Source organism: Actinomadura luzonensis (assembly GCF_022664455.2).
Classification (GTDB): Bacteria; Actinomycetota; Actinomycetes; order Streptosporangiales; family Streptosporangiaceae; genus Nonomuraea; species Nonomuraea luzonensis.
The window spans coordinates 5,540,213-5,562,401 of the sequence record NZ_JAKRKC020000001.1 but is presented as its reverse complement, the minus strand read 5'-3'; the positions used below and the strand labels follow the sequence as shown (position 1 = coordinate 5,562,401).

The window sequence follows — 22,189 nt, the reverse complement described above, 5'->3', positions numbered from 1 at the left end:
CATCATGCTCTATGCGGCGCCTGAACTGACCGGCGTGGACGTGCGCGTGGTGGAGGAGATCGAGCAGATGCGGCACGATCTGCGCCTGCATCTCCGCCCGCAGGAGCAGTGGACGAAGCAGCTGCGCCGCAGTCTCACCGCCAGGGCCATCGTGGGCTCGAACACCATCGAGGGCTATGCCGCCTCGGTCGAAGACGTAGAGGCACTGATGGCCGGGGAGCCCCCACTCGACACCGGCGACGCGACCCGCCGCGAGGTGGAGGGCTACCGGCGGGCGATGACCTACATCCAGGCGCTCTCCGACGCGGGCACGAGTTTCCGCTACGATCTCGGCCTGCTCAACGGCCTGCACTTCATGATGCAGGAACACCACCCGAGGAAACGGCCCGGCCGCCTCCGCCAGGGTCCGGTTCACGTCACCAGCCCCGACGACCCGGCCGTCGCGGCCTACACCGGGCCGGACCACGCGGTGGTGCCCGATCTCATGGACGAGCTGATCGAGTGGCTCAACGAAGGAGATCTGGACGCTCCGGTCCAGGTCCGGGCGTCCATGGCGCATCTGAACCTGGTGAAGATCCATCCGTGGTCGGACGGGAACGGACGGATGTCCCGCGCGTTGTCCACCCTGGTCTTCGCCAGAGAGGCCCTGTTGCCCCCCGAGTTCTCCTCCATCGAGGAATGGCTGGGCAGGGGCCAGAACACGTACGCCTACTATCAGGTCCTGGAAGAGGTCGGCGGGCCGGAGTGGAGTCCCGGCCGCCCGACGCACGCGTGGATCCGGTTCTGCCTGCGCGCCCATCACGTCCAGGCCCAGCAGGCCCGCCGCAGGGTCGACCTCCTGAGCCGGGCATGGTCGGCGCTGTCGGAGGCGGCCGTCGCGGACGGTCTCGACGAGCGGGTCGTCTTCGCGCTCCTGCCCGCGTTCTGGCAGTCGCGCGTGCGCCGGACCGTCTATCAGCAGGACGCGGACCTCAGCGGCCAGCAGGCCGTCCGGGACATCCGCGAGCTGTGCCGGCTGGCCTGGCTGATCCCCGAGGGCCAGGCGAGAGGGCGCTACTACGTGGCCGGACCGGCCATGCGGCCCGTCACCGAGTCCGTCCGGCAATCGGCCAAGCCGTACGTCGATCCCTACCGGAGCCACTGAGCCCCATCGCCGGCCGCTCCTGGGCGGGTCAGGTGGGGCGGTGGCCGGATTTGGCGCGCTGGATGAGTTCGTACACGTGGGCGCGCAGTTCCGCGAAGCGGGGCAGGGAGCGGGTGGTGAGCTGGTCGCGGTCGGCGGGCAGGTCGATCGGGACGTCCTCCAGCACCACCGTCGGCGAGTTCGACAGCACGATGACGCGCTGCCCCAGGTACACCGCCTCGTCGATGTCGTGGGTGACGAACAGCACCGTGACGCCGAGGCGCAGCCACAGCGCGCGCACCAGGTCCTCCAGGTCGGCGCGGGTCTGGGCGTCCACGGCGGCGAACGGCTCGTCCATCAGCAGCAGGTGCGGCTCGTACGCCACCGCCCGCGCGATGGCGACGCGCTGCTGCATGCCGCCCGAGAGCTGCCACGGGTGCGCGTCCTGCGCCTCGGCCAGCCCGACGGCCTCCAGCGCGTCCTGGACGAGCCGCCGCCTGCGCTCCTTGGGGACCCGCTTCTCCTTCAGCGGCAGCTCGACGTTCTGCCGCACGGTCATCCACGGGAACAGGCTGCGGCCGTACTCCTGGAAGACGACGGCCATGCCGGGCGGCGGGCCGGTGACGGCCTCGCCCTCCAGCACCACCTCGCCCGCCGTGCCGTCCAGCAGTCCGGCGACGCACCTGAGCAGGGTGGTCTTGCCCGCGCCCGAGGGGCCGACGATGCAGACCAGCTCGCCCGTCCCGACCGTGAACGTCAGGTCGCGGACCGCTTCGACGCTGCGGCCCCGCCCCTCGTAGACCTTCTTCAGGCCGCGGACGTCCAGCATCACGCCAGGGGACGGGGTGGCGGAACGCGCCGGGGCGTTCGTGGGTTCGGCGGTCATGTCAGCCCTCTCGCTGTGACGTGCGCAAGCCGGTGTACCAGCGCAGCAGCCGCGCCTCGGCCACCCGGAACGCGACCGACAGGGCGATGCCGATCAGCCCGAGCAGGACGATGCCGCTCCACATCTGCGGGATGGCGAAGCCGCGCTGGAACTGGATGATGGTGAAGCCGAGGCCGTTGCTCGCCGCGAACATCTCGCTGATCACCATGAGGATGATCCCGATCGACAGCGCCTGCCGCGCGCCGGCCGCGATCTGCGGGCCGGCGCCGCGCAGCACGAGGTGGATCAGGCGGGAGCGGCGGCGCATCCGGTAGCTGCGGGCGGTGTCGCTCAGCACCTCGTCCAGGGCGCGGACGCCCTCCACGGTGTTCAGCAGCACCGGCCACACGCAGCCGGTGACGATCACCAGGATCTTCATGCCGTCCCCGATGCCGGCGAACAACATGAGGATCGGCACCAGCACCGGCGACGGGATGGCCCGGAAGAACTCGAGGACCGGCTCCAGCACGCCCCGCAGCGTCCGCGACGAGCCGATCGCGGTGCCGAGCGCGACGCCCAGCGCGACCGCCCCCAGGTAGCCGGCCAGCAGCCGGCCCAGGCTGGGCAGCACGTCGGCGGCGAAGCGGGCGCTGAACCAGGTCTCGGCGAAGGCGGCGAGGATCTGGCTCAGCGGCGGCCAGAAGAACGACGTGCCGCCCGCCGTCGCCGCCCACCAGGCGGCGACCAGCAGCGCCGGCACGGCGAGCAGGAGCAGGGCCTTGCGGGCGAGGTTGCCGACGTTCACGCCGCGAGGTCCCTCCGGATGGACGGGTGCCAGCGCAGCACCCGGCGTTCGGTGGCGCGGGCGGCCACGTTGACCGCGACGCCGATCAGGCCGACCACGATGACCAGGGCGTACATCGAGGCGACCGCCCCTGAGCTCTGCGCGACCGCGATCTGCCTGCCGAGGCCGGGCGAGCCGATGATCAGCTCGCCGGTGATCTCCAGGATCAGCGCCACGGCGGCGCCCAGCCGGAAGCCGGTCAGCACGTACGGCAGCGCCGTCGGCCAGGTGACGGTCCGGACCTGGGTGAACGGGCGGAACCGGTAGGAGCGGGCGGTCTCGCGGGCCACGGGGTCCACGTCGCGCACCCCGTACAGGACCTGGACCAGCACCTGCCAGAACGCGGCGTGGACCACCAGCAGCAACGTCGAGCGCATGTCGGTGCCGAACAGCAGCACCGCCAGCGGGATCAGCGCCACTGACGGGATCGGGCGCAGGAACTCGATCGTCGAGCTCAGCGCGGCCCGCAGCAGCGGGATCCCGCCGATCAGCAGGCCCAGCGCGACCCCGGCGGCCATGGCGAGGGCGAGGCCGATCGCCCAGCCGCGCAGCGTCTCCAGCAGCGACTGCCAGAACTCCGCGGTGCCCGCCTGCTCGGCCAGGGCGGCGGCCATGGCGCTGAACGGCGGCAGGTACCTCTCGTCCACCAGCCCCGCCCGGGGCGCCAGCTCCACGGCCGCGACCAGCCCGGCCAGGCCGGTCAGGTCCAGCAGCCAGGAGGGCGGCCGGGAGGACAGGGGGGAGCGGCGCCGGAGGGTCGCGGCCGTCACGGAACGAGCCCCGACAGGTCGGGGGCGGAGGTGATCAGCCCGTCCTGCACGGCCAGCTTCGACAACGTCTCCAGCGACGCGCGATCGACCCGCGCGGGGTAGCTCGGGAGCGTGAGCGAGCCGGTCAGGGCCGCATCGATCTTCGTGTACGAGAGCAGCGCCTTGCGGACCGCGTCCGGGTTGCCGGCGGCGTACTCCAGCGACTTCTGCATGGCCGCCGTGAAGCGCTTGACCAGGTCGGGCTTGCCGGTCGCGGTCTGCCGGGAGGTGAAGTACCCGGCGATGGCGAGGTCGGGGGCGGTGTCGACGTAGTTGGAGGCGACGACCCGGTCGCCGTTCTTCTTCGCGGTGGCCAGGAACGGCTCGACGACCTGGACCGCGTCCACGTTGCCCTTCTCCAGGGCGGCGAGCATGTCGGGGAAGGCCAGCTCGGTGAAGGCGACGTTCTTGGCGTCCCCGCCGGCGGCCCGGATCGAGGCGCGGACCGTGGTGTCGTTGATGTTGTTGAGCGTGTTGACCGCCACCCGCTTGCCGGCGAGGTCGGCGGCGGTCCTGATCGGGCTGTCCGCCTTGACGACCACCGCGCCGAAGTCCTTGCCCTGGGCGCCGGTGGAGGCGGCGCCGGGCGCGACGACCTTGATCGGCAGGCCCTTGGACGTGGCGATGATGAGCGAGGTGAAGTTGCTGAAGCCGAAGTCCACCTGGCCGCTGACGACGGCGGGGACGATGGCCGCGCCGCCCTGGGCCGTCACCAGCTCCAGCTTGAGACCTTCCGCTGCGAAGAAGCCCTGCTGCTCGCCGAGGTAGATGGGCGCCACGTCGACGATGGGGATGACGCTGACCTTCACCGGGCTGAGGCCGCCGCCGGAGTCGGAGGCTCCGGGCGCGGAGGAGGCGCTCTGACCGCTGCCGCACGCGGCGAGCAGGAGGACGGCGGCGGCCGCGACCAGGGCCGCGCGGGGTTTGAACACGATCTCACTCCAGGGCGTCGTTCCAGGGGGCAAGAGATTCACGACGAGATTGTTGACAATATCGGCAACATCTCCGCATCACAAGCCTCCGGCTAGCGAGCGCGGCAGGATTGTTGACAATATGGCCCACAGTAAGCGCACAAAGAAGCCCGGACACCGGGACGGTGTCCGGGCGGGGCCGGCGGCCGCTACAGGGCGCCGCCGCAGCCCTCGGTGAGGCCCTTGACCGGGTCGTCCCCGGTCGCCGACGACTGCTTCTTCTTCGGCGTCTTCCTCGGGGCGGGGCTCGCGGACGTGCCGCCCCCGGCGTCGGCCGGCTCGGCGGACGCGGTCGCCGCGACGGCCGGCTTCGCGGCGGCCGAGTCGCGCAGGGCCTTGGCCGCGACGGTGCGGATCTTCTCCCAGTCGGGGTAGCCGGTGCTGATCAGCGGCGGCACGAACTGCACGCTGGTCACCTTCGCGTTCTTGACCTTGAGCGCGAGCGGCACCAGGTTGCTCAGCATCGAGCGCGGGATGTCGGTCTTGATCAGCTCCTTGGTGGCCAGGGCGATCCGGTTGAAGCGGGTGAGCACCGTCGCCGGGTCGGCCTGGTCGAGCAGCGCGCCCAGCACGCAGCGCTGGCGGCGCATGCGGGTGAAGTCGTCGCTGTTGGTGCGCGAGCGGGCGTACCACATGGCGTCCGCGCCCTTGAGCCGGCGCGTGCCGGCCTTGACCAGGCCCTCGTTGTACTTGCCGAACACGACGTCCGTCTCGACCGTGAGCGTGATGCCGCCGATGGCGTCGATGAGCCGGGCGAAGCCCCACATGTTGACCAGGGCGTACCAGTCGACCTTGACGCCGAGGGTGTAGCCGATCGTGTCCATGAGGACCTTCGGGCCCTGGTGCTGCCTGCCGCCGAAGATCTCCGGGTGCGCGTCGGCGTACTCCCAGACGCTGTTGAGCAGGTCGCTGCGGCCGCCGCCGGGGTCGGGCGGCAGGCGGAAGCCGCCGGGGAACCGCTGCGCCATCGGGGTGCCGGGGCGGAAGCGCACGTCCTCCAGGTTGCGCGGCAGGCTGAACAGCACGGTGTTGCCGGTCCGCACGTCCACGCTGGCCAGGTTCATGCTGTCGGTACGGACGCCGACCCGGTTGTCGTCGGCGTCGCCGCCGAGCAGCAGGATGTTGACCCGCTCGCGGCCCGCCCACGGGTCCTCGGGCTTCGGCTGCGCCACGGCGGGGGAGCCGGGGTCGCTCGGCGTTTCCTGGAAGATGTTGTTGAGCGTCTCCTGGGCGGTCCACGCGAGGTTGCCGAGCGCGCCGAACGGCACCACCACGAGCACCGCGAGCAGCCCCGCCACCGTGCCGGTGAGGATCTGCCCGCCCTGCGCCAGCCGGCTCGGCCGCAGCACCACGAACGAGTGCACGATCAGCCCGAACCAGGCCACGCCGAGCGCGACCGCGCCGGCGATGAGCGCCGTCATCACGGTGTCGTCGACCAGGGAGCCCGCGAGGTCGTCGAAGCCGACCGTGAGCCACACCCAGAGCGCGGCCAGCAGGAGGGCCGCGTAGCAGGAGAGCAGGACCAGCCCGGTCTTGCGCCAGCCGGCGCGCAGGTGCGCGGCTCCCGGCGCCACCGCCGCCAGCGCCAGCCAGCCCAGGACCGCCGCGGCGCTCACCGGTTCCTTTGCCTGCACGACATCCCCGTTTCCCCGTAAAAGTCTCCGTAGGCTGGATCGAGGGGGCAGCCTACGCACCGAATACGAAATATGTCTTTATCGGAGGGTGAACATCCACGACCGAATAAGATTCGGTCATGGCCTTCACCGAGATCGAGTACCACCTGGCCGACCGTGTGGCCACCCTCACATTGTGTCGCCCCGAGCGGCTGAATGCGTTCACGCACACCATGCGCGCCGAACTCATCGAGGCGTTCGACCGCGCCGACGCCGACGACGAGGTCCGCGCGATCGTCGTGACCGGCGCGGGGCGCGCCTTCTGCGCCGGCGCCGATCTCGGCGGGGGCGGCGGCACCTTCGGCCACCGCGAGCACCGCGTGGAGACCGTCGAGGGGGCGCCGCGCGACGGCGGCGGCACCGTCGCGCTGCGCATCGCCCGCTCGCTCAAGCCGGTCATCGCCGCGATCAACGGCCCCGCCGTCGGCGTCGGCGTCACCATGACCCTGCCGATGGACGTGCGCCTCGCCGCCGAGTCGGCCCGCTTCGGCTTCGTCTTCGCCCGCCGCGGCATCGTCACCGAGGCCGCGTCGAGCTGGTTCCTGCCGCGCCTCGTCGGCATCGCGCAGGCCATGGAGTGGGCCGCCACCGGCCGCGTCTTCCCCGCCGCCGAGGCGCTGGCCGGGCGGCTGGTCTCCCGGGTGCTGCCGGACGAGGAGCTGCTGCCGGCCGCGTACGCGCTGGCCAGGGAGATCGCCGACAACACCTCGGCCGTCTCCGTCGCCGCGATCCGCCGCCTGATGTGGTCCGGCCTGTCGGCGAGCTCGCCGTGGGAGGCACACGCCGCCGACTCGCGGCTCATGGCCGAGCTGGGCGGCGCCGCCGACACCGTCGAAGGGGTGACGGCGTTCCTGGAGAAGCGGCAGGCCGACTTCCCGATGAAGGTCAGCGAGGACCTGCCGCCCGGTGTACCGTCCTGGCCCGACAATCCCTATGGTGGCTGACATGTACGAGACCACCACGCTGCACCTGCCCGACGACTTCGAGGGCGAGGTCGTCGCGACCCTGGTGGCCAGGACGGCGTCCGCCGGGTCCCGCAGGGCGGTCCTCTACCTGCACGGCTTCACCGACTACTTCTTCCAGGACCACCTGGCCGACCACTACGTCCAGCGCGGCATCGACTTCTACGCCCTCGACCTGCGCAAGTACGGCCGCTCCCTGCTGCCGCACCAGACCCGCGGCCTGATCAGGAGCGTCACCGACTACTTCCCCGAGATCGACGAGGCCGTCCGCCTCATCAGGCGCGACCACGACGAGCTGACGATCAACGCCCACTCCACGGGCGGCCTGGTCGCCGCGCTCTGGGCCGACCGGGTGCGCGGACGCGGGCTGGTGCAGGGCCTCGCGCTCAACAGCCCGTTCTTCGACCTCAACGTGCCCACGCCGATGCGCGTGGCCGCCGACCTGCTGCGGACGCCGCTGTCGTACACGCGGCGGGCGCTGCCGCTCGGCGTCAGCACCGTCTACGGGCAGACCCTGCACCGCGACCACGGCGGCGAATGGGACTACGACCTGGAGCTCAAGCCGCTCGGCGGGTTCTCCGTGCACGCCATGTGGCTGGCCGCCATCCGGCGGGCGCAGCGCCGGCTGCACAGGGGGCTCGCGGTGGACGTCCCCGTGCTGGTGCTGGCCTCCTCCCGGGGCCTGCGGGTGCGCGACTTCGTCCCGGAGGCGCGCTCGGCCGACGTCGTGCTCGACCCCGCGCACATCGCCCGCTGGTCCACCTCGCTCGGGCCGCACGTCACCTGCGTCCGCGTCCAGGACGGCGTGCACGACCTGGTGCTGTCGGCCGAGCCCGTGCGCAAGCAGGTCTTCGCCGAGCTCGACCGCTGGATGAACGCCTACGTCCACCAGGGCGACGCGAACGGGGCGTAGCGGGCCACTACCAGGGGAACGCGAACAGGCCGTAGTAGGCCGCCGCCACCATCAGCAGGCCGGTGCCGCCCAGCACGCCCGCCACCGCGACGTGCTGCCAGCGGCCCGGCCGCATGCCCTCCCGCAGCGCCGACACCACCGCCGCCACCGCCGCGACCTCCTGCACCAGCATGAGCGCGGCCAGGACGCGCACCACCAGCCAGCCGGCCAGCACCGCCGGCCACGCGCCCGCCTGGTTGATCGAGAACAGCACCAGCAGCATGATGAACGCCAGCACCGACACCAGCAGCCCCAGGCTGGTCCACGCGATCCTGACCAGGCGCCGCCGGACCGGCGGCCACAGCCGGGCGTTGGCCTCGGCGACGACGAGGGGATGGTTGCGGCCCCGCAGGCGGACCACGATGGCGGCCACCGGGCCCGCCACGTAGCCGACGGCGGCCAGGCAGATCGTCAGGCCGAGCATCGTGCCGCCCGCGTACCAGGGGGCGGCCGGCACGTCGGTGGCCTCGAACCGCTGCACGGGGGTGGCGCCCGCCATGTGCACCGCGGGGGTCGCGGTGCCCGGCAGGCCGGTGATCCAGTTGGCCAGGGTCTCCAGGTAGCCCTTGGTGAACGGGCCGCCGCCCACCCGCATGGCGTGGTCGCCCTGGCCCATGAACCGGATCGTGTAAGCGTCGTTGCCCGCCCGGTCCATGGCGGTGATGAGCGCCTTGGTGGACTCCACGAAGGGGATCGAGGGGTCGGTCGTGCCGTAGAACGCGAGGACCGGCACCTTGATCCGGCTTAACGCGGGCATCGCGTCGTAGCGCAGGAACGTGAAGCCGACGCCGCCCATCGCCCTGGTCAGCAGGTCGCGCGCGCCGATGGGGGCCCGCAGCCGCAGCAACTGCTCGTTCAGCGCCCAGGCGACCTGGCGCAGCGGGGAGACGTTGGGGGAGGACACCAGCACCACGAACCCGACCGCCGTGCTCCTGGCCGCCGCGATCGGCACCACCCAGCCGCCCTCGCTGACGCCCCAGATGCCCACCCGCGACGGGTCCACCTCGGGCAGCGCGCGCAGGTACTCCACCATGCGCAGGGCGTCGTCGGCGAGCAGGCCGAAGTCGCGCTCGCGGAAGTCGTAGCCGACCGTGCGCTTGTCGAAGGCGACCGTCACCACGCCCGCCTTGGCCAGGAACTCCGCCTGCGGCGTGAACTCGGTGCGCGAGCCGTTGCCCGACCCCGACACGAACACCATCGCCGGGTGCCGCCCCGGCGTCAGCGGCGTGCGCAGCGTCCCGTACAGCCGCTGGCCCTCGGCCGCGACCGAGATCTCCTGCCGCCTGATCGCGCCGTCGGTGCGCACCGGCCGCAGCTCGGCGGCCGGCTGCGGCGGGATGGCCTGGAAGGCGGGGTCGGCCTTGAGCGGCGGGGGGTCGAAGGCGGGCGGCAGAACGTAGCCGACCGTCGCAAGCGCCACCAGCACCAGGCCGGCGGCGACGCTCAAGGTGCCACGGCCAGTGCGCATCGGCCTCCCCATGTGCGTTGGTTTGCCCGCGGATCTTTTAGCCTACTCCCGGCTGGTGGGACGGGTGGGGCCGCATTTGTCGGTGGGAGCTGTTAGTTTCCTGCGACATGCGCATCCTGCACACCTCCGACTGGCACCTCGGGCGCACCTTCCATCGCGAGAGCCTGCTCGCGGGGCAGGCGGCGTTCGTCGACCACCTGGTCGAGACGGTGCGGCAGGAGCGGGTCGACGTCGTGGCCGTCGCCGGCGACGTCTACGACCGGGCGCTGCCGCCCGTCGACGCGGTCGCGCTGCTCGACGAGGCGCTGGCCCGGCTGCGCGCGGCCGGGGCGCGGGTGGTGCTCATCAGCGGCAACCACGACTCGGCGCTGCGGCTGCGCTTCGGGTCGGCGCTGTTCGAGCCCGCCGGGGTGCACGTGCGCTGCGCGCCCGAGCGGGCCTGGGAGCCGGTGCTGATCGACGACGTCGCCTTCTACGGCATCCCCTACCTGGAGCCGGAGCTGGTGCGGGCGCCCTGGGAGCTGCCCGACCGCAGCCACACGGCGGCGATCACGTACGCGATGGACCGCGTCCGCGCCGACGCGGCCCGCCGGCGCGCCTCCGTCGTGCTGTCCCACTGCTTCGTCACCGGCGGGCAGGCCAGCGACAGCGAGCGCGACATCAGCGTGGGCGGGGTCGCGCACGTGCCGCTCACGGCCTTCGACGGCGTCGACTACGTCGCGCTCGGCCACCTGCACGGGCGGCAGCGCATGTCCGAGACCGTGCGCTACTCCGGCTCGCCGCTGGCCTACTCCTTCTCCGAGGCGGGGCACGTCAAGGGCTCGTGGCTGGTCACGCTCGGGCAGGGCGCCGACTTCGTGCCCGCGCCGGTGCCGCGGCCCGTCGCGCGGCTGCGCGGCGAGCTCGACGACCTGCTGGCCGACCCGCGGCACGCCGGCGTCGAAGGCCACTGGCTGCACATCACCCTCACCGACGCCGTCCGTCCCAAGCAGGCCATGGACCGGCTGCGCGCCCGCTTCCCGCACACCCTCGCCCTCGCCTTCGACCCCGTCGGCGCCGCACCCGCCGCCCAGCCCGTGCGGCTGAGCGGCCGGCCCGAGGCGGAGGTCGCCCTCGACTTCGTCCGCGAGGTGCGCGGCGAGCCTGCCGCGCCCGAGGAGGAAGACCTGCTAAGACAGGCCATCGAGGCGTCGAGGGTGAAGGAGACGATGGCGTAGATGCGGCCGCACCGGCTCACGCTGACGGCGTTCGGCTCCTTCCCCGGCACCGAGACCGTCGACTTCGACGCCCTCGCGGAGGCGGGCCTGTTCCTGGTGCACGGGCCCACGGGCGCGGGCAAGACGACGATACTCGACGCGCTCTGCTTCGCCCTGTACGGGCAGGTGCCGGGGCAGCGCAACAGCGCCCGCAGCCTGCGCTGCGACCACGCCTCCGCCGGGGCCGGGCCGTCGGTCACGCTGGAGGTCACCATCCGGGGCCGCTTACTGCGCATCCAGCGCTCGCCCGCGTGGTCGCGCCCCAAGCTGCGGGGCAGCGGCTTCACCGAGGAGAAGGCCAAGGTCGTCGTCGCCGAGCGGCAGGGCGCGTCCTGGGCCGGGCTCACGACGCGGCTCGACGAGGCGGGCGACCTCGTGGGCGGGCTGCTCGGCATGAACGCCGAGCAGTTCTGGCAGGTGGCGATGCTGCCGCAGGGCGACTTCGCCAAGTTCCTGCGCGCCGACGGGGAGGAGCGGGGGCGGCTGCTGGAGCGGCTGTTCACCGTCAAGATCTTCACGGCGGCGGAGGGATGGCTGGCCGAGCAGCGGCGGCTCGCCTGGCGGGAGGCGCAGGAGCTGCGGCGGCAGGTCGACTACGCGATCCAGCGGGTCGAGGAGGCCGCCGGCGACACCCTCACCCCGCCCCTGAAGACGCCCCCGCAGGCCGCCGCTTCCCCTGAGGCCGATGCCGTGGGGTGGGCGGGGGCGCTGCTCGCCGCCGCCCGCGCGGTGGCCGTCCGCGCCGAGGAGGAGCACGAGGCGGCGGCGCGGGCGCTGCGCGAGACCCGCCTGCGCTTCGACCGGGCCGCCGCCCTCGCCGACAGACAGCGCCGCCACGCCGACGCCCTGACCGCCCGCCGCATGCTGGACGAACGCGCCGACGAACGCGCCGACCTCCAGGCCGTCCTCGACGACGCCGCCCGGGCCGATCGGGTGATCCCGCTGGTCACGGCCATCCGGCAACGCGCGGAGGCCGCCGCCAAGGCCCGCGCCCTGGCCGCCGACGCCCTCGCCCGCGCCCGCCCCCTCCTCCCCGACCCCCCGCCCCCGAGCCACGCCCCCACCCTCCAGCCCGGTCAGCCCGACCTGGCCGCCGAGGACGCGATCGCGGTCGCCGGCCTGGGCGTTCCCGCCGTCGCCGGGCTGGCGCGGCTGGAGCGGGAGCGACGGGCCGAGCTCGCCCGGCTCTCCGAGCTGCTGACCGAGGAGGCGAGGCTCTCCGTCGTACGGCGCGACCTGCTGCGCGTCGAGGAGGAGCTGGCCGAGCTGGTGGCCGCCGACGAGCGGGTCACCGCCCGCCTCGCCGCCCTGCCCGCCCTGATCGAGCAGGCCGAGTCCGCGCTCGCCCGCGCCCGTACGGACGCCGCCAGGATCCCGGCCGCCCAGGCCGTCCGCGACGCCGCCGCCGACCTGATCCAGATCGACCGCGAGCTGGCCCGGCTGGCGGCCGAGCTGGAGGCGCTGGCGCAGCGCGAGGCGGAGGTGTCGGCCGCCGAGGCCGAGCTGCCCGCCCGCCTCGCCGACGCCGGCGCGGCCCTCGCGGACGTGCGGGCGCAGGCCGCCGCGATCCCGGCCGCGTCCGCCGGTGTTGACGCCGCCCGGGCCGCGCTGGAGGCCGCCCGCCGCCGCGACGCCCTGGCCGCCGAGCTGGAGACGGCCGCCGCCGCCCACCAGGAGCTGGTGGACCACGCCCAGGCCCTCCGCGAACGCTGGCTCGACCTGCGCCAGGCCCGCATGGACGGCATGGCCGCCGAGCTGGCCCGCGACCTGGCCGACGGCCGCCCGTGCGCCGTGTGCGGCTCCGAGCACCACCCGCACCCCGCCTCGCCGGCCCCGAGCGCCCCGTCCGCCGAGGACGAGCGGGAGGCCGAGGACGCCCACGAGCGGGCCCTCGCCGAACGGGAGGCGTCCGAGCGGGCGCTGGCCTCCCTGGAGTCCCGGCACGCCGACGCCGTCGAGGCCACCGGAGACCTCGACCCCGAGACCGCCGCCGAGGCCGTGCTCCGGGCGGAGGAGGAGCTGTCCCGGCTGCACGCGGTGGCGGAGCGGGAGCCCGCGCTGGCGGCGGCGCTGGAACGGGTCGAGGCCGAGCGCGAACGCGTCCGGGACCGGGCGACGGAGCTCGCCGAGGCCCTGGCCGCCCACCGCGCCCACCGCACCCGGCTGGAGACCGACCGCGCCCGCCTCCGCTCCCGCCTCGCCCAGACCGCCCTCACCCCACCGGGCGTCCCCTCCCCGCCCGGCTCCTCTCCTGCCACCCCTGCTCCCGGCACGGACGCCCAGGCGATTCCGGCCCCGGAGGCCCGCCCCGTCGCGCCCGGCCCGAAGGCGACGGTGAGCGACCCCCGCAAGGGGGCGGCCGAGGGTCAGGCGCTTGAGCCCACTGACAGCGGCGCCGGGAAGGCGAGCCGGCCCGGGCCGGGGCACGGCGACATGCTCGAAGGGGCGACGCCCGCAGAGGCGGGCCCCAGAGACGAGACGCCCGTGATCGACGCCGACGCGGTGCCCTCGGGCGCCGAGGTGACCGGGGCTGCGATGGCGGGGGCGGTGGGGGGCGACGCCGTCGTGGTGGACGCCGAGGCGGTGCTGGCGGGTGTCGAGCGGGAGTTGCACCGGTTGCGGCGGTCGGCGGGGCAGGAGGAGGCGGCGGCGCGGGAGGTGGCGCGGCTGCGGGAGGAGCGGCGGGAGCTGGAGGAGCAGGCCCGCCGCGTCGCCGCGCGGGTGGCGGCCGGCCGTACGAGGCACGAGGAGCTGAGCGCCGACGCCGCCCGCCTCGCCACCCGTCTCGACGCGGCGCGCGGCGACGACCCGACCCTGGCGGCCCGCCTGTCGAGGCTCACCGACGAGGCCGAGCTGCTGCGCGAGGCCGTCGAGGCCACCCAGGCGGCCCAGGCGGCGGCCGGTGAGCTGGCCCGGGCCAGGAGCCAGGCGCGGGAGGCGGCGGCCGAGGCCGGGTTCGCCGACGTGCCGGAGGCCGAGGCCGCCTACCGCAGCCCCGCCGAGCGGGACCGCCGGGCCGAGGCGCTGCGGCGGCTGGACGACGAGCACGCCGCCGTCACCGCCGCCCTCGCCGACCCCGAGCTGACGGCCGCCGCCGCCGAGCCCGCGCCCGACCGGCCGCCGCCGGGGCCGCGCGGGAGGCGGCCGAGCAGGCCCACACGAGGCTGGCGAGCGTCCGCGACCACGCGGCGGCCCGCGCCCGCCGCCTCGCCGAGCTGCACGCGGAGCTGGCGGCCTGCGTCGAGCGCTGGCGGCCGGCCGAGGAGCGGCACCGCCTCGCCGAGCGCATGGCGGCCCTGGCCACCGGCACCTCCGGCGACAACCAGTGGAGCATGAGCCTGTCGTCGTACGTGCTGGGCGAGCGGCTGCGCCAGGTCGTGGACGCCGCCAACGAACGCCTCGACCACATGTCCGCCGGCCGCTACCTCCTCCGGCACGACCTGCGCAAGACCGCCGGTTCGCGCGGACGCTCGGGCGGCGGGCTCGGCCTGCGGGTCTGCGACGGCTGGACGGGCGTCGACCGCGACCCGGCCACCCTGTCCGGCGGGGAGAGCTTCATCACCTCCCTGGCCCTCGCGCTCGGCCTGGCCGACGTGGTCACGGCCGAGGCCGGCGGCGCGGAGATCGGCATGCTCTTCGTGGACGAGGGCTTCGGCACCCTGGACGAGGACACGCTGGACGGCGTCCTCGACATCCTCGACGGCCTGCGCGACGGCGGCCGGGCGGTCGGCATCGTCAGTCACGTCGCCGAGCTGCGCTCCCGCATCACCGCCCAGCTCAAGGTCACGAAGACGCGCAGAGGCTCGACGCTCGCCGCCGTCGGAGTGGGATGATCTGCCCGGATTCACCACTTTCGAGGCTAAGGAGTCAGCCGATGCGCGTCGTCGTCACGGGAGCCCACGGCAAGGTCGGGCGGGCGGCCGTCCAGGCGCTGCAGGCGGCCGGTCACGAGGTGACCGCCACCGACGTCACCCGTCCGGTGTGGGAGCGGAAGGAGCCCGGCGCGCCCCGCTACATGCAGGCCGACCTGACGGACGCGGGCCACGCGTTCGCGGTGGCGCGCGGGGCCGAGGCGGTGGTGCACGCGGCCGCCATCCCCGACCCCACGCAGAACCCGCCGCACGTGGTGTTCCAGAACAACCTGATGGCGACGTTCAACATGATCGAGGCGGCCGTGCGGTTCGGCGTGTCCCGGTTCGTGAACATCTCCAGCGAGACGGTGCCCGGCTACTTCTTCCCCGAGCGGCCGTTCCTGCCCGACTACGCGCCGGTGGACGAGGAGCACCCCGTCCGGCCGCAGGACCCGTACGCGCTGTCGAAGCACTTCGGCGAGCAGCTCATGGACGCGGCGGTGCGCCGCTCCGACATCAGGTGCGTCTCGCTGCGCCCGAGCTGGGTGCAGCACGAGGGCAACTACGAGCGCAACCTCGGCCCCCAGGTCCGCGAGGGCGGCGAGCCGGGGGCGGGCCTGTGGAGCTACACCGACGTGTACGACCTGGCGGACGCCATCGTGCTGGCGGTCGGCTCGGACCTGCCGGGCCACGAGGTGTTCTACATCGCCGCGCCGGACAACGCGGGCGGTCACGACTTCGCCGCGATGGTGCGGCGGCACTTCGGCGACGCGATCGAGCTGCGGCCCCTCGCCCGGACGGACGCCTCGGGCCTGTCCTGCGCCAAGGCGCACCGGATGCTGGGCTACGCGCCCAAGCGGTCATGGCGTGACTATCTCGACGACGACGGCCGCTCCCGCTCCTGACCCGGTCGTCCAGGGAGCCGGCGGGCGGCGGTCAGGCGGGGGTGGCGGTGACCAGGCGGCACAGGTCCACGCTGACCGGCCGGCTCGCGGTCCTGGCGGCCACGGCCGGCACGTCCGGCTCGCGCATGTGCTCGACCACCCGCAGGCCGTGGCGCGCCAGCAGCGCGGTGATCTGCTCGGGCGTGTGGAACGACAGCCAGGGCTCGCCGCGCTCGGCCGCCGCCGCCAGCGCGTACCCGGCCATCTCCGCCGCCGTCCCGTCGCGCGCCTCCTCGGGCAGGGCGTACTCCATGACGAGCTCGGAGCCGGGCGCGAACGCGGCGAACGCGGCGAGCGTCGCGGACACCGCCTCCGCCGTCAGGTACATGCTCACCCCGAGCCAGCTCACGCAGGCGGGCCGGCCGAAATCGAATCCCTCGGCCGCGAGCCGTTCGTTCAGATCCGCTTTCTCGAAATCGATGCCGACGAACGTGAGAAATTCCGGAATGGCGATCGCGGCCTCGGCGAGAAGGCTTTTCTTCCATTCCTGGGTGGCGGGGTGGTCGACCTCGAAGACCCGGACACGGCCGCCGGGGGCGCGGTAGGCGTAGGTGTCGAGACCCGCGCCGAGGCTGACGTACTGGGTGTGGCCGGAGGCGCGCAGGCGGTCCTCGGCGTACCGGCTGCGCGCGGTGACCTGGGCGCGGGTGCCGGACAGGATGAGGTGGTCGCCGTGCAGGCGGTGGTAGCCGAGCAGTTCGCCGGCCCGTTCGCCGAGGAGGGGGGCGGCGAGCCGGTCCTCGAAGAGGTGCGGGGGCTCGTCGACCACGAGGTGGGCGGCGCGCGCGGCGGCCGCCATCATCGCCGTCTGGCTGTGTTTCTCGCTGTGCACGCGGCGATATTAGGCACGGCAATTCAGGCGGTGCAAACAGCATAACACAGGAAAATAAATTCCCGATAACGTTCATAAAGAGCGGCGATATCGAAGCCAGACCAGGCCGCCGGGCAGCGGCTCGGCGGCGACGAAGGCGAGGGGCACGGGCGGGGCAGGGGGCGCGGCGCCGTACCAGAAGCGGGTGGCCCGCCCGCCCGCCACGCACGGGTGGACGAGCAGGCTGATCTCGTCGAGCAGGCCGGCCGCCAGCAGCGCGCCCAGGAGGGCGCCGCCGCTGTCGACGCGCACCACGCGGACGCCGTCGTCGCGGTCGAGCCGGTCCAGGGCGGCGGCCAGGTCGACGCGCTCGGCGCCGGTCACGACCTCGCGCACGGCGGCGCCGGGCGGGCGCGGGGGAGTGCTCGCGCAGCGCAGGGCGATGACGTCGGACCAGTACCCGCTCGCGCGCAGCGCCTCCCACACCCACGGGCGGACCCGGCCGCGGCCGTCCACGACCGCCAGCAGCGGGCCCTCCGGATCGGGCCCCGGCCCCGGGGCCGGAGGCTCGGCCCCGGGGGTCGCCGGCGGCGCGCCGTACTGGGCGAGGACGGTGTCGGCGCCGGTCAGCGTGAGGTCCTCGCCCCACGTCGCGGCCAGCTCGTAGAACCTCGCCACGTCGGGCTGGAACCCGGTGGTCGCCCCGTCGAGCGACACGCCCACGTGCGCCACCACATACGGACGTCGCGCCATGACCTCACGGTACGCCGCCACCCCGGCGAACGGCGGAAAGACGGCGGCGGGAGGGGGTGGCGGGGAGGCGCGGCGGCGGGGAGGGGCGGTACGGGGGTCAGGGGGGCGCGGCGGCGGGGAGGGGCGGTACGGGGGTCAGGGAAGGGCGGCGATCAGGTCGGGGATGCCGGCCGGGTCGTGGAAGACGTGCGTGGCCCCGAGGCCGCTCAGCCGCTCCGCCGGGGTGAGCCCGCCCGCGTACGCCAGGCACCGCATCCCCGCGCTCACCGCCGCCGTCACTCCGAACGGGCTGTCCTCCACCACGACGCACCGCCCGGGCTCGGCCCCCATCGTGGCGGCGGCGTGCAGGAACAGGTCGGGCGCCGGTTTGCCGCGCGGCACGTCCTCGGCGCTGAACACCCGCCCCGCGAACCGCTCCGCGAGCCCCGTCACCTCCAGGCTGCGGCGGATGGTCCGGTGGCGGCCGTTGGAGGCCACGCAGGACGGCACGTCCAGGCGGTCGAGGGCCGTCTCGATGCCCTCGATGACGCACAGCTCGGCCTTGATCGCGGCCTCGTACTCGGCGTGGAGCCGTTCCCGCCAGCCGGGCGGGGTCTCGCCGACCTGCTCGGCCCAGTACTCGTTGGTGCAGCCGACGAAGCGCTCGGCGTACTCCGCCTCGTCGATCGTCCAGCCGAGGCGCCGCAGCGCGGCGGTGCCCACGCGTACCGAGATGGGCTCGCTGTCCACGAGCGTTCCGTCGCAGTCGAAGATGACCAGATCGACAGCCAAGGCGGCGTACCTCCAGAAATCAGCCCTTTGTCCCGACCCTATCGGGGAGCGGGGCGGCGGCATCGCGGCAGGTGATAGCTTTGCTGTACCACCTAACAAGATGTCAGTCCGCATAGTGAGACCCCCATGAAGACAGCCCCCCAGCGGGCCACGGCCGCCGCCCCCAGCAGGTCCAGGATCGCCGCCGCCAGCCTGATCGGCACCGCGATCGAGTTCTACGACTTCTACATCTACGGCACCGCCGCGGCGCTGGTGCTCAACACCGCCTTCTTCCCCGGCATGGACCCGGTGGCGGGCAGCCTGGCCTCCTTCTCGACGTTCGCGGTGGCGTTCGTGTCGCGCCCCCTCGGCTCGGCCGTGTTCGGCCACTGGGGCGACCGGATCGGCCGCAAGTCGATGCTGGTGGTGTCGCTGCTGGTCATGGGGCTGTCCACGGTGCTGATCGGGCTGCTGCCCGGCTACGCCGCCATCGGCGTCGCCGCGCCCGTGCTGCTGGTGCTGCTGCGCTTCACGCAGGGCATCGGCCTCGGCGGCGAGTGGGGCGGCGCCGCGCTGCTCGCCACCGAGCACGCCCCGGCCGGCAAGCGCGGCCTGTACGCGATGTTCCCGCAGCTCGGGCCGTCGGTCGGGTTCGTCGTGGCCAACGGGCTCTTCCTCGTCCTCGGCGAGGTGCTGAGCGACGGGCAGTTCGACGGGTGGGGCTGGCGGCTGCCGTTCGTGGCCAGCCTGCTGCTGGTGATCGTCGGCCTGTACGTCCGGCTGAAGATCTCCGAGACGCCGGTCTTCCAGGCCGCGATGGACGAGCGGCGCATCGCCAAGGTGCCGTTCGCCGGCCTGATGCGCCACCAGTGGCGGCGGGTGCTGCTCGGCGCCGGCGCGATGACGGTCGCGTACACGCTGTTCTACACCGCGACCACGTACTGCCTGGCCTACGGCACCGGCACGCTGAAGATCCCGCGCACCACGATGCTCGGCCTCACCATGGCCGGGGTCGTCTTCATGGCGGCCGGCACGGTCGCCTCCGCCCTGGTGTCGGACCGGCTGGGCCGGCGGCGCACGCTGATCACCGGCAGCGCGGTCGCGATCGCGTGGGGGCTGGTGATGTTCCCGCTGATGGAGACCCGGTCGGTGGTCCTCGTCGGCGTCGCGCTGGCGGGCGCGCTCGGCCTCATGGGGCTGGTGTTCGGCCCGATGGGCGCCTACCTGCCCGAGCTGTTCAGGACCGAGTACCGCTACAGCGGGGCCTCCGTCGCCTACAGCCTCGGCGGCGTGCTGGGCGGCGCGGTGCCGCCGCTGGTCGCGACCGGCATGCAGGCCGGCGGGCTGGGCGCGAGCGCGATCGGGGTCTACGTCTCGGCCATGGCCCTGCTGAGCCTGCTGTGCCTGCTCGCCCTCCCGGAGACGCGCAACAAGGGGCTTTAGTGTCGTTCTTCCGGTCCGCCGGGGGCGCCCGGCCGTCACGGTGACCGGCCGCCGGGTCACCCGTCCGCGGGCTGAAGGGCCGTGACCGTCGCGGCGAGCTGCGGGTCGGCCGCCGCCTCGGCGAGCGCGGAGCGCAGGACCTCCTCGTAGGTGCCGCTCGCCGCGGCGTGGCGGGCGCGGCCGTCCTCGGTGATGACGGTGTAGACCCCGCGTTTGTCGTCGGGGCACACGTCCCGGTAGGCGAAGCCGGCCGTCTGCAGCCGCGCCACCAGCCGGGTCACCGAGCTCTGGTTGAGCCCGAGCCGGTCGGCCAGCTCCTGCATGCGCAGCTCGGCGGCGGGCGCGGCGGCCAGGTGCCCGAGGGCGCGGTACTCCGACAGGCCGATGCCGTGCCGGCGCTGGAGCGCGGTCGCGAGCCGGCTCTCCACCCGCGCGTGCAGCAGCAGCACCCCGCTCCACATGGCGGCCTCGCGCGACGGGGCGGGTGCCGTGACGGGGGTGGGCGGAGTCATGGGACCTCCTCGTTGCCGGGTTGACAGAAGCATACATGTACATGCAAGCTTCTGCCCGTCGGACATGTACTTGTACGTACATGCAAATACTTCTGGGAGGAGTCCCGCTCTCATGGCATGGGTCCATCTGCTCATCGCGGCGGTCTTCGAGGTCGTCTTCGCCCTGGCCACCAACGCCACCGAAGGGTTCACCCGGCTCTGGCCGTCGCTGCTCACCATCGCCGCCGCGGCCGGCGGCATCTTCTTCCTCAGCCTCGCCCTCAGGACCCTGGACGTCGGCGTGGGCTACACCGTGTGGACCGGCATCGGGTCGGTCGGCACCGTGCTGCTCGGCGCCGTGATCTTCGGCGAGGAGTTCACGCCCGGGCGGGCGCTCGCCTTCGTGCTCATCATCGGCGGCGTGCTGGGGCTCAAGCTGGCCGACCGCCCCGCCCGCCCGGCCCGCCCGTCCACCCGCTGACCCGCCCGCCTGCTTCGTGAGGAGTGTCCTTCATGTCCTGGGTCTACCTGTCCATCGCGATCGTCTTCGAGATCGGCTTCGCCCTCGGCACCAACGCCACCCACGGCTTCACCCGCCTGTGGCCCTCGGTGTTCACCCTGCTCTCCGCCGCCGGCGGCATCTTCACCCTCAGCCTCGCCCTCAGGACCCTGGACGTCGGCGTCGGCTACACCGTCTGGACCGGCATCGGCTCCATCGGCACCGTCCTGCTCGGCGCCCTCGTCTACAAGGAGCGCATCACCCCGGCCAAGCTGGCCTCGTTCGCCGCGATCATCGGCGGGGTCGTCCTGCTCAAACTGTCGGCCGGAATCTGAGCGGACCTGTCACGAACGCGAGCCCTCGCCCGTCCTTGTGGTGAAGAATCTGGAAGGAGACGGAACAGTGAGCAAGCACATTCTGATCGTCGGTGGCGGATATGTCGGCATGTACACCGCCCTGGGACTGCGCAAGCTGATCCGTACGGGCGAGGTGAGCGTGACCGTCGTGGACCCGCGCGGCTACATGACCTACCAGCCGTTCCTCGCCGAGGCGGCCGGCGGCGCCGTCGAGCCGCGGCACGTCGTCGCCTCGCTCGGACGGGTGCTCACCGGCGTGCAGGTCCTGACCGGCCGGATCACCCGCGTGGACCACGACGCGCGCAGCGCCGAGTTCCAGCCGGTCCAGGGGCCGGCCAGGACCCTCGCCTACGACATCCTGGTGATGGCCGCCGGCTCGGTCACCCGCCTGCTGCCCATCCCCGGGCTGGCCGAGCACGCCGTCGGCTTCAAGACCGTCGCCGAGGCCGTGCACCTGCGCAACCGGGTCCTCGCCCAGCTCGCCGCGGCCGCCTCGACCGACGACGAGCAGGTGCGGCGCAGGGCGCTGACGTTCGTCGTGGTGGGCGGCGGGTTCTCGGGCGTGGAGGCGCTGGCCGAGATGCAGGGGCTCGCCGACGAGGCCGTCCGGCACCACCCCGGCGTCGACCGGGCCGAGCTGAGCTGGACGCTGGTCGAGGCCACCGGCGGCATCCTGCCCGAGCTGCACCCCGACCTCGGCCGCTGGACCGCCGACGCGCTCCGCGCCCGCGGCGTGGACGTCCGCCTCGGCACCCGCCTCACCTCGGCCGAGGGCGGCGTGGCCGAGCTGAGCGACGGCACCCGCCTGGACGCCGGCACGCTGGTGTGGGCCGCCGGCGGCCGGCCGAACCCGCTCGCCGCCGCCAGCGGCCTGCCGGTGGACGGCCTCGGCCGGATCACCGCCACCGAGTACCTGACGGTGGCCGGTCTCGCCGACGCCTTCGCGGCCGGCGACGGCGCGGCGGTGCCCGACCTGACCCGGCCGGGCGAGTTCACCGGCCCGAACGCCCAGCACGCCGTCCGCCAGGCCAAGCTGCTCGCCCGCAACCTGGTCGCGTACGTGCGGGGGCGACGGCTGCGGCCGTACCGGCACGCCTACCTCGGCTCGGTCGCCGGGCTCGGGCACCACCAGGGGGTCGCCCAGGTGTACCGGCTGCGGCTGACCGGGTTCCTCGGCTGGCTGGCGCACCGGGCGTACCACCTGGCCTGGGTGCCGACCCTCGACCACAAGGCCCGGGTGCTCGCGGACTGGACGTTGTCGGCGCTGTTCCGGCGGGAGACCGTGCAGCTCGCCGCGATCGAGCACCCCGACGCCGACTTCCGCGCCGCCGCCGCCCACGACCTGCCCCGCGCGGCCTGACCCGCGCG

At 73.8% G+C, this 22,189-nt stretch carries 21 protein-coding genes; 11 read left to right on the top strand and 10 right to left on the bottom strand.

Annotated features, from left to right (window positions below; all coding sequences use genetic code 11):
• Positions 1-34: 34 nt before the first annotated feature.
• Positions 35-1,144: a Fic family protein gene (locus MF672_RS26395; RefSeq protein ID WP_242380628.1), complete on the top strand. Its 1,110-nt coding sequence runs from the start codon at positions 35-37 to the stop codon at positions 1,142-1,144.
• A gap of 28 nt (positions 1,145-1,172) precedes the next feature.
• Here the strand turns inward: MF672_RS26395 and MF672_RS26390 are convergent, their stop codons facing one another.
• The 5 genes from MF672_RS26390 to MF672_RS26370 form a co-directional block, all read right to left on the bottom strand.
• Positions 1,173-1,952: an ABC transporter ATP-binding protein gene (locus MF672_RS26390; RefSeq protein WP_242380671.1), complete on the bottom strand. Its 780-nt coding sequence runs from the start codon at positions 1,950-1,952 to the stop codon at positions 1,173-1,175.
• Between the two features lie 58 nt (positions 1,953-2,010).
• The gene (locus tag MF672_RS26385; protein ID WP_242380626.1) at positions 2,011-2,793 is read right to left on the bottom strand and encodes an ABC transporter permease; all 783 of its coding nucleotides are present in this window, start codon (positions 2,791-2,793) and stop codon (positions 2,011-2,013) included.
• A complete protein-coding gene (locus MF672_RS26380) occupies positions 2,790-3,602 on the bottom strand; it encodes an ABC transporter permease (RefSeq protein ID WP_242380624.1) in 813 nt (270 codons plus the stop codon). The genes MF672_RS26385 and MF672_RS26380 overlap by 4 nt, the downstream gene beginning before the upstream one ends.
• A complete protein-coding gene (locus MF672_RS26375; protein WP_242380622.1) occupies positions 3,599-4,573 on the bottom strand; it encodes an ABC transporter substrate-binding protein in 975 nt (324 codons plus the stop codon). Before MF672_RS26375 ends, MF672_RS26380 begins: the two co-directional genes overlap by 4 nt.
• A gap of 188 nt (positions 4,574-4,761) precedes the next feature.
• Positions 4,762-6,228, bottom strand: coding sequence for an LCP family protein (locus MF672_RS26370; RefSeq protein WP_242380620.1), 1,467 nt, complete (start codon positions 6,226-6,228; stop codon positions 4,762-4,764).
• Between the two features lie 137 nt (positions 6,229-6,365).
• On the opposite strand from MF672_RS26370, the gene MF672_RS26365 reads away from it, so the two are divergent.
• Together MF672_RS26365 and MF672_RS26360 are read left to right on the top strand one after the other, a co-directional pair.
• The gene (locus MF672_RS26365) at positions 6,366-7,229 is read left to right on the top strand and encodes an enoyl-CoA hydratase-related protein (protein WP_242380618.1); all 864 of its coding nucleotides are present in this window, start codon (positions 6,366-6,368) and stop codon (positions 7,227-7,229) included.
• A 1-nt stretch (position 7,230) separates the two neighbouring features.
• On the top strand, positions 7,231-8,160 hold the full coding sequence (locus tag MF672_RS26360) for an alpha/beta hydrolase (protein ID WP_242380617.1): 930 nt from the start codon (positions 7,231-7,233) through the stop codon (positions 8,158-8,160).
• A 7-nt stretch (positions 8,161-8,167) separates the two neighbouring features.
• Here the strand turns inward: MF672_RS26360 and MF672_RS26355 are convergent, their stop codons facing one another.
• Positions 8,168-9,667 (bottom strand): alpha/beta hydrolase family protein, encoded by a 1,500-nt coding sequence (locus tag MF672_RS26355; RefSeq protein ID WP_242380614.1) that lies wholly within the window; start codon positions 9,665-9,667, stop codon positions 8,168-8,170.
• Positions 9,668-9,774: 107 nt separating this feature from the next.
• On the opposite strand from MF672_RS26355, the gene MF672_RS26350 reads away from it, so the two are divergent.
• Genes MF672_RS26350 through MF672_RS26340 form a run of 4 tightly spaced genes read left to right on the top strand, consistent with a single transcriptional unit; the run spans position 9,775 to position 15,679 of the window.
• Entirely contained in the window at positions 9,775-10,884 is a 1,110-nt protein-coding gene (locus tag MF672_RS26350; RefSeq protein ID WP_242380612.1) for an exonuclease SbcCD subunit D, read from the top strand.
• Positions 10,885-14,259: an AAA family ATPase gene (locus MF672_RS26345; RefSeq protein WP_308210517.1), complete on the top strand. Its 3,375-nt coding sequence runs from the start codon at positions 10,885-10,887 to the stop codon at positions 14,257-14,259.
• Complete coding sequence (locus MF672_RS51835) at positions 14,211-14,756, top strand: SbcC/MukB-like Walker B domain-containing protein (RefSeq protein WP_308210516.1); 546 nt, start codon at positions 14,211-14,213, stop codon at positions 14,754-14,756. Before MF672_RS26345 ends, MF672_RS51835 begins: the two co-directional genes overlap by 49 nt.
• A 41-nt stretch (positions 14,757-14,797) precedes the next feature.
• On the top strand, positions 14,798-15,679 hold the full coding sequence (locus MF672_RS26340; RefSeq protein WP_242382723.1) for an NAD-dependent epimerase/dehydratase family protein: 882 nt from the start codon (positions 14,798-14,800) through the stop codon (positions 15,677-15,679).
• Positions 15,680-15,710: 31 nt separating this feature from the next.
• Here the strand turns inward: MF672_RS26340 and MF672_RS26335 are convergent, their stop codons facing one another.
• The 3 genes from MF672_RS26335 to MF672_RS26325 form a co-directional block, all read right to left on the bottom strand.
• Positions 15,711-16,550: a class I SAM-dependent methyltransferase gene (locus MF672_RS26335; RefSeq protein WP_242382722.1), complete on the bottom strand. Its 840-nt coding sequence runs from the start codon at positions 16,548-16,550 to the stop codon at positions 15,711-15,713.
• 72 nt (positions 16,551-16,622) lie between these two features.
• Entirely contained in the window at positions 16,623-17,282 is a 660-nt protein-coding gene (locus tag MF672_RS26330; RefSeq protein ID WP_242382721.1) for a dihydrofolate reductase family protein, read from the bottom strand.
• 135 nt (positions 17,283-17,417) lie between these two features.
• The gene (locus MF672_RS26325; RefSeq protein WP_242382720.1) at positions 17,418-18,053 is read right to left on the bottom strand and encodes an HAD family hydrolase; all 636 of its coding nucleotides are present in this window, start codon (positions 18,051-18,053) and stop codon (positions 17,418-17,420) included.
• A gap of 126 nt (positions 18,054-18,179) precedes the next feature.
• Between MF672_RS26325 and MF672_RS26320 the strand changes: the two genes are divergently transcribed.
• Positions 18,180-19,475 (top strand): MFS transporter, encoded by a 1,296-nt coding sequence (locus tag MF672_RS26320; protein WP_242382718.1) that lies wholly within the window; start codon positions 18,180-18,182, stop codon positions 19,473-19,475.
• Positions 19,476-19,531: 56 nt separating this feature from the next.
• Here MF672_RS26320 and MF672_RS26315 read toward each other — a convergent pair whose 3' ends face one another.
• On the bottom strand, positions 19,532-19,987 hold the full coding sequence (locus MF672_RS26315) for a MarR family winged helix-turn-helix transcriptional regulator (protein ID WP_242382716.1): 456 nt from the start codon (positions 19,985-19,987) through the stop codon (positions 19,532-19,534).
• A 112-nt stretch (positions 19,988-20,099) separates the two neighbouring features.
• Here MF672_RS26315 and MF672_RS26310 point away from each other — a divergent pair, with 112 nt between their 5' ends.
• The 3 genes from MF672_RS26310 to MF672_RS26300 all read left to right on the top strand — a co-directional run bounded on the left by MF672_RS26310 (position 20,100) and on the right by MF672_RS26300 (position 22,181).
• Positions 20,100-20,447, top strand: coding sequence for a DMT family transporter (locus tag MF672_RS26310; RefSeq protein ID WP_242382715.1), 348 nt, complete (start codon positions 20,100-20,102; stop codon positions 20,445-20,447).
• 32 nt (positions 20,448-20,479) lie between these two features.
• The gene (locus MF672_RS26305; protein ID WP_242382713.1) at positions 20,480-20,800 is read left to right on the top strand and encodes a DMT family transporter; all 321 of its coding nucleotides are present in this window, start codon (positions 20,480-20,482) and stop codon (positions 20,798-20,800) included.
• Positions 20,801-20,867: 67 nt separating this feature from the next.
• Positions 20,868-22,181: an NAD(P)/FAD-dependent oxidoreductase gene (locus MF672_RS26300; protein ID WP_242382712.1), complete on the top strand. Its 1,314-nt coding sequence runs from the start codon at positions 20,868-20,870 to the stop codon at positions 22,179-22,181.
• The last annotated feature ends 8 nt before the right edge of the window (positions 22,182-22,189 follow it).